Below are 15,976 nucleotides of genomic sequence, written 5' to 3'. Positions count from 1 at the left end.
CACCACACGCGGCGCGGCGGGCGACCCTTGGACGCGGACCACCGGATGCTCTGCCGGGCAGCGCACTGGCACGCCGATCACGGCATGGCAGTCTTCCCGCTCGCCCCCGGCCGCAAAATACCCGCCGTCGAGAAGAGCTGGGGACACGCGGCAACCACCGACCACCTCGCGATCGCCCGGACCTGGCGGCATGCTCCCTACAACATCGGCGTCGCCGCCGGACCATCCGGTCTGCTCGTCGTGGACCTCGACCAACCCAAGACCACCACAGACCTGGCACCCGAACCGTGGCGCACCCGAGGAGCAACCAACGGCGCCGAGGTACTCGCCCTGGCCGCCGCCGACCACAACGCCAGCATCCCTACCACCTACACCGTCGACACACCATCCGGCGGGCAACACCTCTACTACCGCCAACCCACCGGCCACCAGCTCGGCAACAGCGCCGGCCGCATCGGATGGAAGATCGACACCCGCGGCCACGGCGGCTACATCGTCGGCGCCGGATCAATCACCGACCACGGCCGCTACCAGGCCAGCAACACCACACCACCCCAGCCACTGCCCGACTGGATCACCAACGCCCTCGACACCACCAGCCCCGCCACCTCTGCACCGCGGACCGCAGCCAGCCTGACAAACGCCAGCTCGTACGCGCTCGCCGCACTCACCGGCGAACTCGAGAACGTCCTCGCAGCAGCACCAGGACAGCGCAACGACACCCTGAACCGCGCCGCCTTCGCACTCGGCCAACTCGTCGGCGCGCGACTGCTCGACGAAACGGCCGCCCGCGACGAGCTGATGTCCGCCGCCGGCCGCATCGGGCTACCCCGCACCGAATCCGAACGCACCATCAGCTCAGGACTCGCCGCCGGCACACGCCAGCCACGGCAACGAACAGCCTGACCCCGCCATGAAATGCGGAAGATCCGCGAAGGGGCTCAGGAAGCCGTCCAGCAGCTTCCTGAGCCCCTTCGGACGGATAGAGGTTCAGCCCGCTTGGGCGTTCTCTACGTCGATCGGCGGCACACCCGATCGGCGCCACGCCCACGCCAGCGTCGCCAGCGCGCCATCGGCAAACCCCGGCCGACCCGGCATGCTACGGGCGACCGCAAGCTCGGCAGCTTGGGTCTCCAGCTCGACTAGCTCCTCGTACGCCTTCTCCCGAGTATCGGTGATCGGGGCGTACGCCCAATCGCGCACAGGCCCGGTCGCGTACTCGAAGGTGACAATGGCGCCCGCCAGCCACCGGCAGGTCACCTGTACGCCAGTCAGGTACGAATCTTCCCGGTCCTGAGCCTGCAATGCGTCGCCACGCCGCTCAGCCGTCAACCAGAGCCGGGCGAACTCACGCACCGGCACATGCAGGTTCTCCCGCGGTATCCGCTCGAAATCCCGGGCAGTCAGCTCCATACCACACGACGATCCCAGACCGCGCGGACAGTTTCGAGGGGTCCGCTGCCGGTGAGCCGAGACCGAGGGGTCGCCAAAGCCGCTGCCGAACGGTGCCGAGTGCGGCCCTGACGCTGTTTCTGAACGTCGGGGCCTAGGCGCTGACTCCATCCCGGCCGGGATCACTGGGGCTTGCCCTGATCCGGAGGTACCCGCTCGTTGACAACTAAACCTCCGAGACGGCGGCTCCCGCCTTCGCGATGACCTGTAACAGCGACCGGGCGTCGTCCGATAGTCCGAGGATGGGGTGGGGGATATGAGGCGTTGCAGATACCACGCGTCCAGCAGCGGCCAGGTCGACTTCGAGGTGACCAGGCGTCTGCTCGGCCTTCAATGCGCTGATCCCAGCCTGCACCGCCCCCCTTGGGAGCACGTGCAGGCTCTGGTTGTCACCGACGCGCGGCACCGCTGGATCTTCTCCCGACTGACTCACGTGAGCCAAGGTACCTAACATGGCTCTGGCGCCGATGAAGGAACTCGCGAGGGTTTCACCAGGCGCGGCATGCGCACCTCGGTCAAAGACCTCATCGCCGCCATCGGCATCTTCAACGACAGCTGGAACGACCGCTGCACGCCGTTCGTCTGGACCAAGACTGCCGAGCAGATCATCCCAGCGCCGCTCGAAGTAAAGACACTTCAAAAGCGGGACACTAGCGACAAGTGTCGTCACTTTTTCCGGGATGACGTTCACTCGCCGGTCCGGCGCCGTAGCGCGTCGAGGTCGTCCGGCTCAGCCCGCGTCTGGGCCTCAGCGCGAATTCGGTCGTAGTGGGCCGGCACAGTAGCAAGGTCGGCCGCACGTAGCGGGAGTTGGCGGGGTCGAGGTTGGCCGGGTCGGCCGGATCGATGTATCCGGCGTCCTGAATCCCCCCGTGATGGAGTTCATTGAGAATTCTGTCTCGCTTCTGTCGTTCGATCACGGTGGAACACTTTCCTAGCCAATGCACCTTCGGCGCCCGTAGCTGATGGTGCGCGTAGGGTCAGCCGGTCGTGCGGTCCTCCTTGCCCTCCCAATAGGGCGCCATGGCTCTGCGACACCCGAAGTCGAGGGTCCAACCATGGCGCGCTACGTGGAGGTTAGCCACGGCGAACGTGCGCAGCTGTCAGGCAATCGCCGAAGCGCAAGGCTACAGAAGGCTTGAAGCGGTCCCTGCCCTGGCTTGTGCAGCAGACCGTGCGGTGCCGCCACCGTCGACAGACGTAGTCCTCGGGCTCGCGCAATGGGCCGTATCGGTGGGATCCTATGTGTGTGAGGTGACCGGTGAAGGGTGGCGTTGCCGATCGGTCTGCTGCTCTGTCGCCACGCTGCGGTATCGCAGCGTATTGGGCCAACACCTCGTCGTGGAGGTGCGTCAGGTGCGACCCAAGCCGCGAACAGTACCAAGGCCCGCGTGGGTTCTGGTGCCGGTCCTCCTCACCGTCACTTTGATCTTGTCGTCTCTTGGGTCTGTTCCGCCGGTGACGGCGCCGTCGACAGGGCGGAATGCCGCAGCGATGGAGCCACCGCCGGGTCGGCTGGTGGACAGCGAGCCGAACATCGGTTGGACGGAGGGGCAGTTTTCGGTCAGCCACGACGGTGCCGCTCAGTACAGCGTGCCTTTGTGGGTGCCAGCCGGCCGAGGGGCGGTCACCCCGCAGCTGTCCTTGTCCTACAGCAGTCGGGCCGGCAATGGACTCCTGGGTGTTGGGTGGACACTGAGTGGGTTGTCGACGATCACATGGTGTGGCCGCACGATCGCGCAGGACGGATACACCGACGGTGGCCACTTCGATGGTCAAGGTGGGCTCTGTCTCAACGGTAACCGGCTGGTTCCGATCTCGCCGCCGTATTCGCCGGTGCGGGAGTACCGCACCGAGCAGGAGACCTTCACCAAGATCATCGCGTACGAGACGCAAGACAACGTCCCGAACTTCTTCAAGGTCTTCACCAAGGACGGAAAGATCCTCACTCTTGGGGAAACCGCCGACGCGAGGGTCCAGCCCTACATGCTGATGGGCATCCATCAGAACGAGCCATCTCTGGTACAGGAGCCCGGCGCACCGCGAGCGACGACCGCTTGGGTTCTGGACAGGATCGAGGACCGTAACGGTAATGCCGCCACCGTCGAGTACACCCGCACGGAGGGGGACGCGGCTGGGCTGTGGTGGACGCAACTTCGCCCGTCGCGGATCACCTACGCCCCGAACCGACAGGTCCGGTTCATCTACGAGGAGCATGACCGCCCGGACCCGATTGATGGCTTCTCCGGGGGCACGCACACCCGCACCGATCGGCGGATGAGCCGGGTCGAGATGTGGGGCGGTCCGGACGGCGGCGAGCAGGAGCTGCTGCGCCACTACAGACTCAGATATCGACTAAATGGCATCACCTTACGAAGCTTGCTGGCCTCGGTCACGGAATGTGACGGTGGCGATCTCGAACTGGAGTCCGCGAGTAGCGCGACCAGAAGATGCAAGCTACCTCTGCCATTCGAATACTCGCTGGGAAGGTACGAGTTCAAGGAGATCGACGTCGGCGCTAGCGAGCCAACGCCGGTATCTGTGGTGGACATCAACGGTGACGGCCGCAGCGATCTTATCGACGCGGTCAACGGCGGTCCCGACTTACGAGTCGCCGAAGGCAACGGGTTCGCCCCACCGCGGTACTCAGGTCTTCCTTTCGACACTAGTCCGCTCTGCGCGGCGAACTGCGCGCTGCCGCTGACCACTCCTGAGATCTTGGATTTCGGCGCGGATCGTCGCCCCCAAGCGGTCGTCTCGGTTCGCGACAATGTGCCTCCCCGTTACCGATATCAGCCGTTCAAGCCGACCAACTCCCCCGAGAGGTTCACGCCGCTTCTCGGCAACCTCGGATACGTCCACACCGGCTTCGAATCCCCGCCGCCGGTGTATATGGCCGATCTCGACGGCAACGGCCTGCCAGACTTCGTCGCAACCGAGTTCGCGACCGATAAGCCCTGGTCGTACCAGCTCAATACCGGGGCGATAGGATTAGACCGCTTCGGTCCGAAGGACGAGACGACCATCCGGCGCAACATCACCTTGGGCAACTTCGCGATGGACGCCAACGGTGATGGGCGCACCGAGTTGATCAGCAGAAGAGACGCCGGTGAGCTGGGCTGGGCGAGCTGGGGGTTAAATGCCGCCTGTGGTGTGCAAGTCCGGCTGGGGAACGCGGGCTGTGACGTGCAAGTCGGGCTGTTGAACCTCACAGGAGGGCGAAGGACAACTCACTTCGGCGACGTCAACGGCGACGGCCTGGTCGACGCGGTGATACCCCACGGACTCTCCTCGAGCGACCCGGGCGAGCTGCGGGTACAGCTCAACAGCGGCAACGGGTTTGGCTCCCGCTTGACCGCGCCGAGCCCGGACGGCTACCAGGCTCCGCACCCTTATCCAGGCTCAGACTATCTGCGCGATGACGGGGTACGAGTGGTCGATTTCAACGGCGATGGACGCGACGACGTGCTGGTGTTCCATGAGGGCAATCCCGGGCATGGGGACACCTCGCGGGGGCTGCAGGTCTACACGTGGACGGACAACGCCTTCGTCCGGGCTGAACTCGATCTCAATATCGGTTCGCCCAGTTCGCCCAACGGGGCAAACTGGGACAACACGCAGGTACTTGACTTCGACGGGGACGGGGTGTTGGACCTGGTCAACGCCGGCACCGACGGGCGGCTGCGGGTCTTCCAGCGGTTGGGCGGGGTTCCAGACCAACTGATCCGAATCGGAAATGGGTCACCCCGCGGCCGCACCGAGATCGACTACACCACGCTGGCCGACCGGGACGTGCACTCTCCGGGTAACTGTAATTTCCCGCAGACCTGTCCCATCAGCGGCGGCAGCGTGGTGGCGGAACACCGCGTCGCCTCGGATTTCGGCCCCGGCGCCGAGCCCACCTGGGACCGCTACCTACACAAATACGAGGCGGCGCGCGCGGACCGTCACGGGCGCGGGTGGCTCGGGTTCGCCAAGCACACCGTCACCCGGGTGGCCACCGGCGCCATCACGGTGACCGAGTTCGACAACGTGAGGCGTGATCCGGCCACCAAGACCTATCCGTTCGCCCACCTGCCCAAGAAAGAGACCTACACGGTCAAGAACGTGAACGATGGCACCGGACGCGAGTTCCAGAGCATCACCACTAACGACTACGAACTCCGCCAATTCGATAGCGGCACCTACACCGTGGAACTGCGCCACGCCACCGCAATCGAGCAGGAGCGCCGCGTGGGCGCCAACAACTGGCGGATTCTACGTACCACCAAAACCGAGGCCAGCTACGACGACTTCGGCAACACCGACGTCGTCAAGTCGGACACCACGAACGGCCGCACCCTCACCCAGGACTTCGACTACAACAACGACCCGGCCGCCTGGCTGATCGGGCTGCCCAACCACACGCTCAGCACCGGCTGTAACAGCGACGGCGTCTGCATGACACGGGAGTCACGGTTCTACTACGACGACAAGGGCAACCCGACAGTCAGCGTGGTGGAGCCGACCAGACCGCGATTGAAGCTGACCACCACCACCGAGTACGGCCCGTTCGGTGTGATCACCTCGATCACCAGAACCGACAACGCCGGGCAGAGTCGCACCGACATACGCGAGTACAACAACGCCGACCAGCTACATCCCACCGACATCATCAACGCGGCCGGTCATCGAACCGTGATCGAAACGCATTCCGGGCTCGGTGTACCCCTCAGCACCACAGACCCGAACGGGGTGCGGACCACGTTCCGCTACGACCGGTTCGGCCGGCTGCGGGAAACCAACCGCGCCGACGGCAGCTTCGAACACGTGACCCACACCAACCTCGGCGATCAGCAGCTCACTACCACCACGGTGGCCGGCGGCGGGGAAACCGCGGTGCTGGTCGACCAGCTCGGCCGGACCCGTGAGCTGCAGGTCAAGACATTCGACGGACGCATCGCGACCACCTACACCGACTATGATCCCGTCAGTCGAAAAGTGTCGCGGACCTCCCGGCCGACGCTGCCCGACGAAACGCCGCAGTACACCGTGACGCAGTATGACGATCGCGGCCGTGTCACCTCCGTCACCGCACCGGACGGAGCACAAGTGCGTCACGCGTTCATCGACCGGGAAACCCACACCTACGACGCCAAAGGCGTGCACAGCTACACCATCGACACTGTCGACGGGGAGGTGGATTTCCTCTACGAGTGCGCCACCATCGATATGAGCGGCTGCCTCGACGACGACCCGGCCTCCACCAACTGGCTGATTACCGACTTCGGGTACGGCCCATTCGGCGAAACGACCAAAATACTCTTCAAGCCGGACAGGACCGCACAAACCATCCACCACGACCCGCTCGGCCGACCGGATCACGTGAGAATGCCCAGCAACGGCACCACCAAAACCACCTACAACGCCTTCGGCGAGATAGACACCATCACCGACGCGGAGAACCGCGTCACCACCTTCGACGAGTACGACCAGCTGGGCCGGGTGAAGAAGAAGACCTCACCCGACGGGGTTGCGACCAACACCTGGGACACGGCCCTCCACGGAAAAGGCAAGCTCGCCGAGGCCCGCAGCCCCGACGGCGTCACCATCGGCCACACTTACGACGAGTTGGGCAGGGATGCCACAACGACCTGGACAATCGAGGGAACCCGCTACGAGTTCGGCTACGGCTACGACGATATCGGCCGGCTTGACTGCATCACCTACCCGATGATCCCCGGCGCCACCGGGCCGCAGGCCGCCGAGCGGCTCACCGTCGGGCAGGTCTACAACCCGCACGGCTATCTCGCCCAGGCCAAGGACGGCTGCCAGGCCGGGGGCGAGATGTACTGGGCGGCCGAGGCCAGAAACGGCGCCGGACAGCTCGAACGCGAACGCCTCGGCAACGAAGTGGTCACCACCCGCGTCTACCGGCCCACAACCGGACTGCTCGACCGCATCCTGACCACAAGCCCCGACACGCTGGGCAGGGTCGCTGAAATTGGCTACGACTACGACGACAACCGCAACGTGACCCAGCGAAACGACCAGGCCAATCAACGGTTCGAGACCTACCACTACGACGTGCTCAACCGACTCGACGGCTGGTCCATCAAAACCGACCCCGCACAACCCGGGATGAACACCACCTACGCATACAGGCCGATCGGGAACCTCCAGACCGAGACCGTCCAACGGCCGAACCAACCAGAAAAGACCACCATCTACCGATACGGGGAGCACGGCACAACGGAACACTGGCTGACCTCACGCAACGGCCAACAGTATGGCTACGACCGCACCGGCCAGCAGATCAGCGGCCCGAACCGCACCGTGCAGTACAACACCTCCGGACTGCCCGCGGTGCTCGACTGGACCAGCGGCGAAGGCCAGGTCCGGCACACCGAGTTCGCCTACGACCCGGACGGCGCCCGCGTGCTCAAACGCGACGCTGACCAGACAGTCGTCACTGTGGCGGGGCTGTTCGAACGCCGCAGCCCCGCCGGCACCGGCGGCAACGAGATGCACAACCTGCACAACATCGTCGCCGACGGGCGCGTCGTCGCACAGCTCAACCGGACCCAAGATGCATCCGGGGCTATCAACCCGGTGGACCATGTGACCTACCTGCACAACGACCTGCAGCGCTCCACCATCGCGCTCACCAACCACAACGGCGAACCGATCGGAGCCGCCGCCCCGTCCCCGCGGGGGATCTTCTACGACCCGTTCGGCCGCCGCATCGATGCCCAGAACGATCCGCTGGACGACAGCAGGCGGGCGGGTCCCCGGCAGGGCTACACCGGCCACGAGCACGACGACGAGTTCGGCCTCATCAACATGAAGGGCCGCATCTACGACCCCGAGGCCCGGCGCTTCCTCACCCCCGACCCCATCCAAGGGCCAACATCCAGCCAAACTTACAACCGCTACAGCTACGTCCAGAACAACCCAGCCACCCTCACCGACCCAACCGGATTTGTTACATATCCGACCTCGGGCGGCAGCGGGCCGTTCAATCCGGGGTCCGGCGACGGCCCGTTCACGGGTGGCACCGGGCCGTTCAACCCGGGCCCGGGTTGTCAACAGTTCCCGAATTGCGGCGCCGGTTCTGGCTGGCTGGGAGGTCTGAACGGCAGTTTCAGTGCGACCCCGACCTCGACCGATGCCGAGCCAACGTCCAGCTCCGACGACGACACGTCCAGCACTGCTGCCAACGACTCCCTGGTGAACGCTGCGTTGGCGGCGGCTGCGGATGCCATGTGTGGTGCCCCTTGCGGCGGGACCACCGGCGAAGTCATTGAGGTTCAGGGCGTGGCACCCGAGGACGAGGAATCATTTTCTAGTGGCACATTGGGAATGGTCGGGACGGCGCTGGACCTCCTTGATGCTGCGCAATTCGGATCCATCCTCGGCCCGTTGGACGCTATCTACGACAGCTTCTATGCCCCATTTGAGGAACCCGAAGAGACGGTCGGCTGGGTTGAGGGTCTCTGGGGACTGTGGCAAGGTGCTCTCACCGGCGCAGAGGCAGGTATCGCAATAAGCACTGCGTGGACCGCGTTCACGCATGGAGTGAGCTTTTCGGCAGCGGCCGAGATGCTTGCTTCGAGCTGGGTTGTGCGTGCCACCACATTCGGCGTGGTCGCCACTGCCATGATAAAAGGCGGTATTGGGTACTATGAGCTTTTCCGAGATCTCACTTCCGAACGCACTCAAAATGGCTTCGATGCCTGGGCCGAGGAAGTAGTCAGGCGCACCACCCCTTATCAGGGCCCGCCATCCCACCCGGTGCACCCGGCGCGGTGGTGGGAGTCGGACGAGTCGGTCCTCATCCTCGAGGGATTGGGATCAGGCGGGAGATAAGCACCAGAGTTCGGGTTGATCAGCCCCGATCCCCCAGTCCATGATCACAGTCCCGCACCGTAGGCCCGACCCACCGAAGGCGGCGGAGCCCAGCGTGCCATTGCCTTCACTCAGTGACCCACTACAGGTCGAACAAGGTGATCTTAGGGATAGGGCCAAATGGGTAGGAACGCAGGTCGAAGCCTTCGAGTTTGGGTCGCCTAACGTGACCATGTGAGTAGGGCACCTTGTCGGCGTTGGTGGCCAATCACGGGCGGCGGCTTTGGTGGCGGCGCGGCTGTAGGAATTGGCCGCCTGCGGCGCTATGGTGCGGCAAGGTACAGACGGTTACATTCTGTGTACTCGTCTGGAGGTTCTCGTAGCACTGCGTCGACTCGGAATCTGGTGCTGATCGCGGATAGTCCCGTTGCAAGCACCTCGCGCTCGATGACTTCCGGTGCCGTGAACCACCGCGCCCCCGGCCAGGCTGGACGGGTCGCAAGGTCCACGAGTTCGATGAAGACGACGCCCGTTTGTCCTTCCAGCGCCGAACCGACCCGATTGACCCTACAACTCAACCATTTCATATGCCGACCTCCTCTATCACGGTGCAACGTTGACTCGGGCGAGCATGAACGTCCCTCTGGCCGGCCAGTTCGCGATCTCATAGGCGGCGCTCAAGAGATACCAGTTCGACACCATCCACCCGATCGACGGCCGCTACTTCGACCACCTCGCCGCCATGGTCGACTACGAACCGGAGGACGCGCTCGACACCGAGCTCGCGGCTCAGCTCGCCCAGATCGGCATCAGCAAAGGCAGCCCGTTCGCCCCGGACCAGCGGATGCGCGAGATCTTCGGCGAAGCGGCCCGGGTCGCCAGCGTCATGGCCTTCTCGATCGCGAACGCGCCCCGCACCGACCACCTGTGCTCCCCGGACCGGCAATGGCACGGCATGATCGCGGGCTATCCGCACTTCCGAGACGAGCAGGGCCGGCCGATGATCGACAACATGGTGCAGATGGCCTGGTTCGCGACCGGGCGCGCCAGCGCCATGGGCCACCCCAAGCCTGGCACCGGCTCGGCCTACACGTGGACCTATCGCGACACCAACGGCGTATGGCTCGATCCTCGCCGCAGCTACCAGATGCGCCTGCCCGGCCCGATCCCGGCCAAGGACTTCTGGTCGATCGTCGTCTACGACCTGTGGACCCGATCGATGCTCGCCAACGGCCAGCCATTCCCCAGCCTCAACTCCTACACGCCCGACCTGAAGGTCGACGACGACGGTTCCGTCGACGTGTTCATCGGACCCGAACCCCCGGCCGGCGGTGAAGGCAACTGGATCCGCACCCTGCCCGACACCGGCTGGTTCCCGCTCCTGCGCCTCTACGGACCCGAGCAGCCGTGGTTCGACCTCACCTGGAAACCCGGCGACCTCGAACCCCTCGACTGACCTGCCTGCTCGGCCCGCCGTGTGGCATCACTCGTGGCACAAAATGTCGGATACTCATGGGGAATCTCGCGTCCGCTGCGGGCGACCGTGTTACCAGGATCGCTGGTAGAGAGCAGATGCTACGCCGACGTTCCTTCTCGTAATGAGAAGGTCGTCGGTTCGATTCCGACAGGCGGCTCCACCCAAACCCCCAGGTCCAGTTTCCTCGCCCGGGCGGTGTCTTGATCTTGGTCGCGTGGTACGAAGCTGCTTACCGCGTGCGACATGGCTAAGAGTGGTGGCAAGAAGTAGCGCCAGCCCGGCGACGATGAGTCGCTGCCGTCGGGGTCCATCAGAGAGTGCGTGCCTGGCCGGGGATAGATCCGGGAGAGCCCGAGGTCGGTCTTGTGTGGTGACCGCCCCGGGCTCTCTCGGGTTCTACATGGTCGACGCCGTCAGGGTGCTCGCTGCACTCGAGTTGACTGGGTGGTTTCGCTTTGTGCTCCCGGGTCGATGATCTGGTCGGCGACAGGCTCCCACCCTTTGTGGAACGCGGTGCCGTGGTTGCGGTGGGTGGCGGATGCGTGCGGATGCAGGCGTTGCCGGGATCAGGTGGTGACGAAGTCGAGCAGTACCTTGTTGACGTCGGCGGCGTGGGTCCAGAGCAGGCCGTGCGGGGCGCCGTCGATCTCGACGTAGTCGGCCTCGGGGAAGGCGGCGTGGAAGGGCCGGCCGGTGGCGTCGATCGGTAGGATGTTGTCGCTGGTGCCGTGCACGATGAGCGCCGGCTTTCCCGATGCGCGTACCGCGGCGATGTCGTCGCGGAAGTCCTCGATCCAGGCCGGCACGACCGCGTACGCGGCCACGGGAGCGGAGGCCGTTGCGGTGTTCCAGTTGGCGGTGACCACCTGCTGGCTGACCCGGCTGCCGAGGTTCTCGGCCAGGTTGTAGAAGTTCTCGTAGAACGCGGTGAACCAGGCGTAGCGGTCGGTTCGTGCGGCGTCGATGATGCCGTCGAAGACCTCCTGCGGCACGCCGGTCGGGTTGTCCTCGCGCTGGAGCAGGAACGGTTCCAGTGAGGCCAGGAAGGCGAGTTTGGCGACACGGTCGTGGCCGTAGGTCTTGACGTAGCGGGCAAGTTCGCCGGTGCCCATGGAGAAGCCGACCAGGATTACCTCGCGCAAGTCGAGGGTCTCCAGCAGCGTGTTGAGGTCGGCGGCGAAGGTGTCGTAGTCGTAGCCGGCACCGACCTTGGTGGACCGGCCGAACCCGCGGCGGTCGTAGGTGATGACGCGGAATCCGGCGGCGATCAGCTCGCGGGCCTGTAGCTCCCAGCTGTTGCCGTCGAGCGGGTAACCGTGGATGAGCACCACGGGCCGACCGGATCCATGGTCTTCGTAGTAGACCTCGATCGGTGCGCTGTTCTCTGTCCCGACGGTGACTGTGGCCATTTCGCAGCTCCAAACTCCTCGGTGGAGAACGGTCGTTCTCCGCATGGTTGCTACAGTAGGGGAACGACCGTTCTCCACGCAAGCTGCAGGCAGGAAACATGACAGAGGACACACAAGCCCGGGAGCGACTACTCGAAAGCGCCGACCGGCTCTTCTATGCGCACGGCGTGCAAGCCGTCGGGATGGACCAGGTCAGAACCGACGCCGGCGTCTCCCTGAAGCGCATCTACTCACTCTTCGACTCCAAGGACGACCTGCTGGTGGCGGTCCTGAATCGCCGCCGCGCCACCTGGGAATCCGGCATCGCAACTTTCGCCGCCAACGCGGTGACGCCACGTGACAAGATCCTGGCGATCTTCGACTTCCTCGACGCATGGTTCCGCGAGCCCGACTTCCACGGCTGCGCGTTCATCAACGTGTTCGGCGAACTCGGTCCAAGTTCACCGAAGGCTACCCGCACCGTGCGGGCACAGAAGAAGGCCTTCCAGCGATACCTATCCGGACTGGTAGCTGAGACCGGTGCCCCCGAAGCCGTCGCAGCCCAAATCGCGATCCTCGTCGAAGGGGCGCAAACCACGGCCGCAATTGCGGGCCGCCCCGATGCGGCCGCCCACGCACGTGCCGCCGCGGAGACCCTCCTCGACGCTGCGGCATAACTGGCGCGCGCCGGAGGCGGACGTCACTGCCACAACCTGCGAGAACCTTGACGCAAGACCACAATCGCGACGAGCAGTGCGAGCCCGACCGCGGAACCACCTCATGCGTTGCCAAGTAGGCCGTGGGTTGTCCCGCGGTAAGCGCGACAGGCAATGTGGTCAGGTCGAGCTTGACCCAGTGCTGGAGCTGTACGGGCTGCCAGCCGAGCAATTCATTGCCGCCCGCAACCAACTCGCCGGCGCATTTCCCCGGCGCGGGCGACACACGCGCCAGCGCAGCAGTAAAGGCGCTGCGGAAGCCGACGGTCGCGGCCTGGCTGGCTAATCGACTGGTCCGTATTGCGCCGGACCGGATCGCGGAGCTGACCGAGTTCGGAGGTGACCTGCGCGAGGCCCAGCGAACCGGCGACCGCGACCGCCTCAAGGAGCTCACGCCGCGGCGCCACGATATGGTGGGCGGCCTCGTGGATGCAGCGAGGGAGGACGCCGCCGCGCCAGGTCGGAGATCAGTGCCACCACGGCTGAACGTCTCGGGGCCATGCTCGAGGCCGCCCTGGTCGATCCAGCAGCCGCCCAACTGCTGCGTAGCGGGCGCTTGAACGCGGGACTGCAGCACGTCGGCTTCGGTGTAGTGGACGAGACTGGCCGGCCAACGGCCGGTGTTGCGCCACTGTCGAGATCAAGAGCGGCGCGACACTGCCGCACTCGCCGCTTCTTCAGATCCTCGTGGCTGTGGTGCCGGACGTGGTGTGAAATGGTGTCAATTCATGGAGATCAGCGAGGCGTGGTGCGGGCGAGGGTGTAACCAAAGTCCGTGGTTGAGGACGAATCGCACGCTGTAGGTCCTTCTCGTAATGAGAAGGTCGTCGGTTCGATTCCGACCGACAGCTCAACGTCTGGCCAGTCAGCTGGTCTCAAAGGACTCTCGGGCCGGAAGGCGTATCCCAGATGGGTGGACGGCCACCCTTGACCCGGGCGAAGGGTCGCCGTCGAGCTCGACGAGCTGCGGAGCGGCCGTCACGCGTGGACTGTACGAAGACGGCCAACCGTCAGGCCCAAGTGACCGCTGCAGTCCGTGCGGCCGGGGTGAGGTCCATGTCGTTCCAGGCGTATTCAGTCGTTGTTCCCGACGGGCGGCTGTCGTTGGTCGCAGCGGCAGCCGCCCGAGCGCCGGTTATCGCAGGAACTGCAGGAGGACGCTGGTGAGCTCCGCGGGGTGCTCTTGGTACAGCCAGTGGCCGGAGTTCGGGATGACCAGCCCGGTCACGTTGGTGGCGTACTTGCGGACCCAGGTGGCCTCACGGGTGCCCAGGTTGCCCGAGGCACCAATGGCAAGGACCGGCATGCTGAGCTTGGTCTTCTGGTAGATGGCGTTGTCCTTGACGTCTTGCGGCAGGGTGGCGAACCAGTCGATGCTTGCCCGCAGGTGTCCGGGTTGCGCGAGGGCGTGGGCGTAGATGTCCATGTCGCATGCGGTGACGGCGCCCTTGACCACCTCGCTCGTCGGCATGAAGTCGGTCACCCACTGCTGCTCCCGGCCGGTCATCAAGTCCTCGGCCAGGCCGTCTTTCTCGGCGAACAGGCCGAACCACCACAGCCCGGGGCCGTTCGGAGTCAGCGAGGGGAAGGTGTAGATGGTCGGGTCCGGGATCGGGGCTTCGCTGAGCACGAGTTTCACGACGTCATTGGGGTGGGCGGCGGCGTAGGGATAGGCGACCGTGGTGCCGATGTCGTGGGCGACGATCCTGATGTTGCGGCTGAGGCCGAGCTCGACCATGAGCGCGTGGATGTCGGCGGCCATGGCCTTCTTTGTGTAGGCGGCGGAGGAGGCGGGAGCATCGCTCAGCCCGGCGCCGGGTAGGTCGGGCGCGACGACGGTGTAGTGGCGGGCGAGCGCGGGCAGGATGTGGTTCCACGTGTACCAGGTCTGTGGGTAGCCGTGCAGCAGGAGCAGGGTGGGCCCGTGGCCGCCGCGCACGTAGTTGATGCCGATGCCGTTGACGTTGGCTTTGCGTTCGATGAAGCCGACCGGGGGTGACGGGTTGAGTTGGCAGGCGGGCTGGGCCGTAGGGGCAGCGCCGCCCGGGGCGGATTGGGCGTGGGCGGATCTGGTGTGGGCGGACGCTCCTGCTCCGGCCGTGATGAGCAGCCCGGCGATGCCGGCGACCGCCGCGATGACGATGGCGAGTGTGCGCACGCTTATCGGGTGTGCGGTGCGGGTGAGTTTCATTGTCCTGCCTTTCCGTGTTTGTGCCAGGTGCGGTTTGCATAGCTGGTTAGGGAGAGTTGCGACGTTAGGAATGCGGGGGCTTCCCCTCGCTTGGGGCAGATGACTGGCGCGGCGCCATCCGTCGGGTGGTCTGCCACGGGCGGATCTCCTGTCCTGACTGTGTTCCTTACGGGGACGGTTCCGGCACCGTCCTGGACATTTCCGTGCCACTCGCCGCGGCCGTTTCGTGCGGTCATCTCGTCCTCTCTTTCTCGCTCTCGTTTCTCTCTCGTTCTCGCCCATGCACCCCTCATCGGAGGGCCAGGTAGCTGCCGGTACAGCGCAGGAACCCTTCTCTTTGGGTTCTCCTGGGCAATTGGCGTCAAAGGCAGGACTGCGAGCAGTGCCGTGAATGATTCGGTGCTCAGCTTGTGGTGTTGCGTCCCAGCCGCACCGTCATTGCGCAGACGATGGCGGCGATGACCAGCAGTACGCCGTTGACGTTCAGCGCGGTGTGCAGGGCGGAGGACATGCTGGCGCCGCCCGCGATCCGGCTGGTGAGGATCACGCCGAGGACGGCGGGACCGAGGACGGCGCCGTACTGGCGCAGGGCGGTGTTCGCGGCTGCCGCCATGCCGGCGAGGCGTTGCGGGACGGCGTTGATCGCGGCGACCGCGACGGCGCTGAGCATGAATGCGTCGGCGACGCCGAGGATGGCGAGCCTCCACGCGGCAGCCCCGATCGAGGTGTCGGCCTGCATCCCGGTCAGCAGGAACATCGCCACTGAGCCGAGCGCGAGCCCGGCGGCGAGGAGCGCGACCGGTGGCCAGCGGGTCAGCAGCCGTCCGACCAGCGGGTTCGCCACGGCAGTGACGCCGTTGATGAACAGCAGCCGCACGCCGATCGCAAGCGGTGAGAGGTGTTGCCCGGCACCGAAGAACAGGCT

General features: G+C 65.3%; 9 protein-coding genes. 4 read left to right on the top strand and 5 right to left on the bottom strand.

The features are described 5' to 3' along the window. The first annotated feature begins 45 nt into the window (after positions 1-45). On the top strand, positions 46-906 hold the full coding sequence (locus EV644_RS27385) for a bifunctional DNA primase/polymerase (protein ID WP_132191840.1): 861 nt from the start codon (positions 46-48) through the stop codon (positions 904-906). 84 nt (positions 907-990) lie between these two features. Here the strand turns inward: EV644_RS27385 and EV644_RS27380 are convergent, their stop codons facing one another. Together EV644_RS27380 and EV644_RS48175 are read right to left on the bottom strand one after the other, a co-directional pair. Then, entirely contained in the window at positions 991-1,413 is a 423-nt protein-coding gene (locus EV644_RS27380) for a hypothetical protein (RefSeq protein WP_132154882.1), read from the bottom strand. Positions 1,414-1,618: 205 nt separating this feature from the next. After that, a complete protein-coding gene (locus tag EV644_RS48175) occupies positions 1,619-2,143 on the bottom strand; it encodes a hypothetical protein (RefSeq protein ID WP_132191839.1) in 525 nt (174 codons plus the stop codon). Between the two features lie 332 nt (positions 2,144-2,475). On the opposite strand from EV644_RS48175, the gene EV644_RS27370 reads away from it, so the two are divergent. Both EV644_RS27370 and EV644_RS27365 read left to right on the top strand, forming a co-directional pair. Beyond that, the gene (locus tag EV644_RS27370; RefSeq protein WP_132191838.1) at positions 2,476-9,300 is read left to right on the top strand and encodes an RHS repeat-associated core domain-containing protein; all 6,825 of its coding nucleotides are present in this window, start codon (positions 2,476-2,478) and stop codon (positions 9,298-9,300) included. Between the two features lie 721 nt (positions 9,301-10,021). After that, positions 10,022-10,735: a DUF1214 domain-containing protein gene (locus tag EV644_RS27365; protein WP_132191837.1), complete on the top strand. Its 714-nt coding sequence runs from the start codon at positions 10,022-10,024 to the stop codon at positions 10,733-10,735. Between the two features lie 587 nt (positions 10,736-11,322). Here the strand turns inward: EV644_RS27365 and EV644_RS27360 are convergent. Further along, the gene (locus EV644_RS27360; RefSeq protein WP_132191836.1) at positions 11,323-12,165 is read right to left on the bottom strand and encodes an alpha/beta fold hydrolase; all 843 of its coding nucleotides are present in this window, start codon (positions 12,163-12,165) and stop codon (positions 11,323-11,325) included. Between the two features lie 98 nt (positions 12,166-12,263). Between EV644_RS27360 and EV644_RS27355 the strand changes: the two genes are divergently transcribed. Next, positions 12,264-12,821: a TetR/AcrR family transcriptional regulator gene (locus tag EV644_RS27355; RefSeq protein WP_132191835.1), complete on the top strand. Its 558-nt coding sequence runs from the start codon at positions 12,264-12,266 to the stop codon at positions 12,819-12,821. 1,174 nt (positions 12,822-13,995) lie between these two features. Here the strand turns inward: EV644_RS27355 and EV644_RS27350 are convergent. After that, positions 13,996-15,018: an alpha/beta fold hydrolase gene (locus EV644_RS27350; protein WP_199240024.1), complete on the bottom strand. Its 1,023-nt coding sequence runs from the start codon at positions 15,016-15,018 to the stop codon at positions 13,996-13,998. A gap of 436 nt (positions 15,019-15,454) precedes the next feature. Continuing rightward, the coding region (locus tag EV644_RS27345) for an MFS transporter (RefSeq protein WP_132191833.1) at positions 15,455-15,976 on the bottom strand (522 nt) is incomplete at its 5' end.

This window comes from Kribbella orskensis, from assembly GCF_004342085.1.
GTDB lineage: Bacteria > Actinomycetota > Actinomycetes > Propionibacteriales > Kribbellaceae > Kribbella > Kribbella orskensis.
This window is presented reverse-complemented; position numbering and strand designations above follow the sequence as displayed.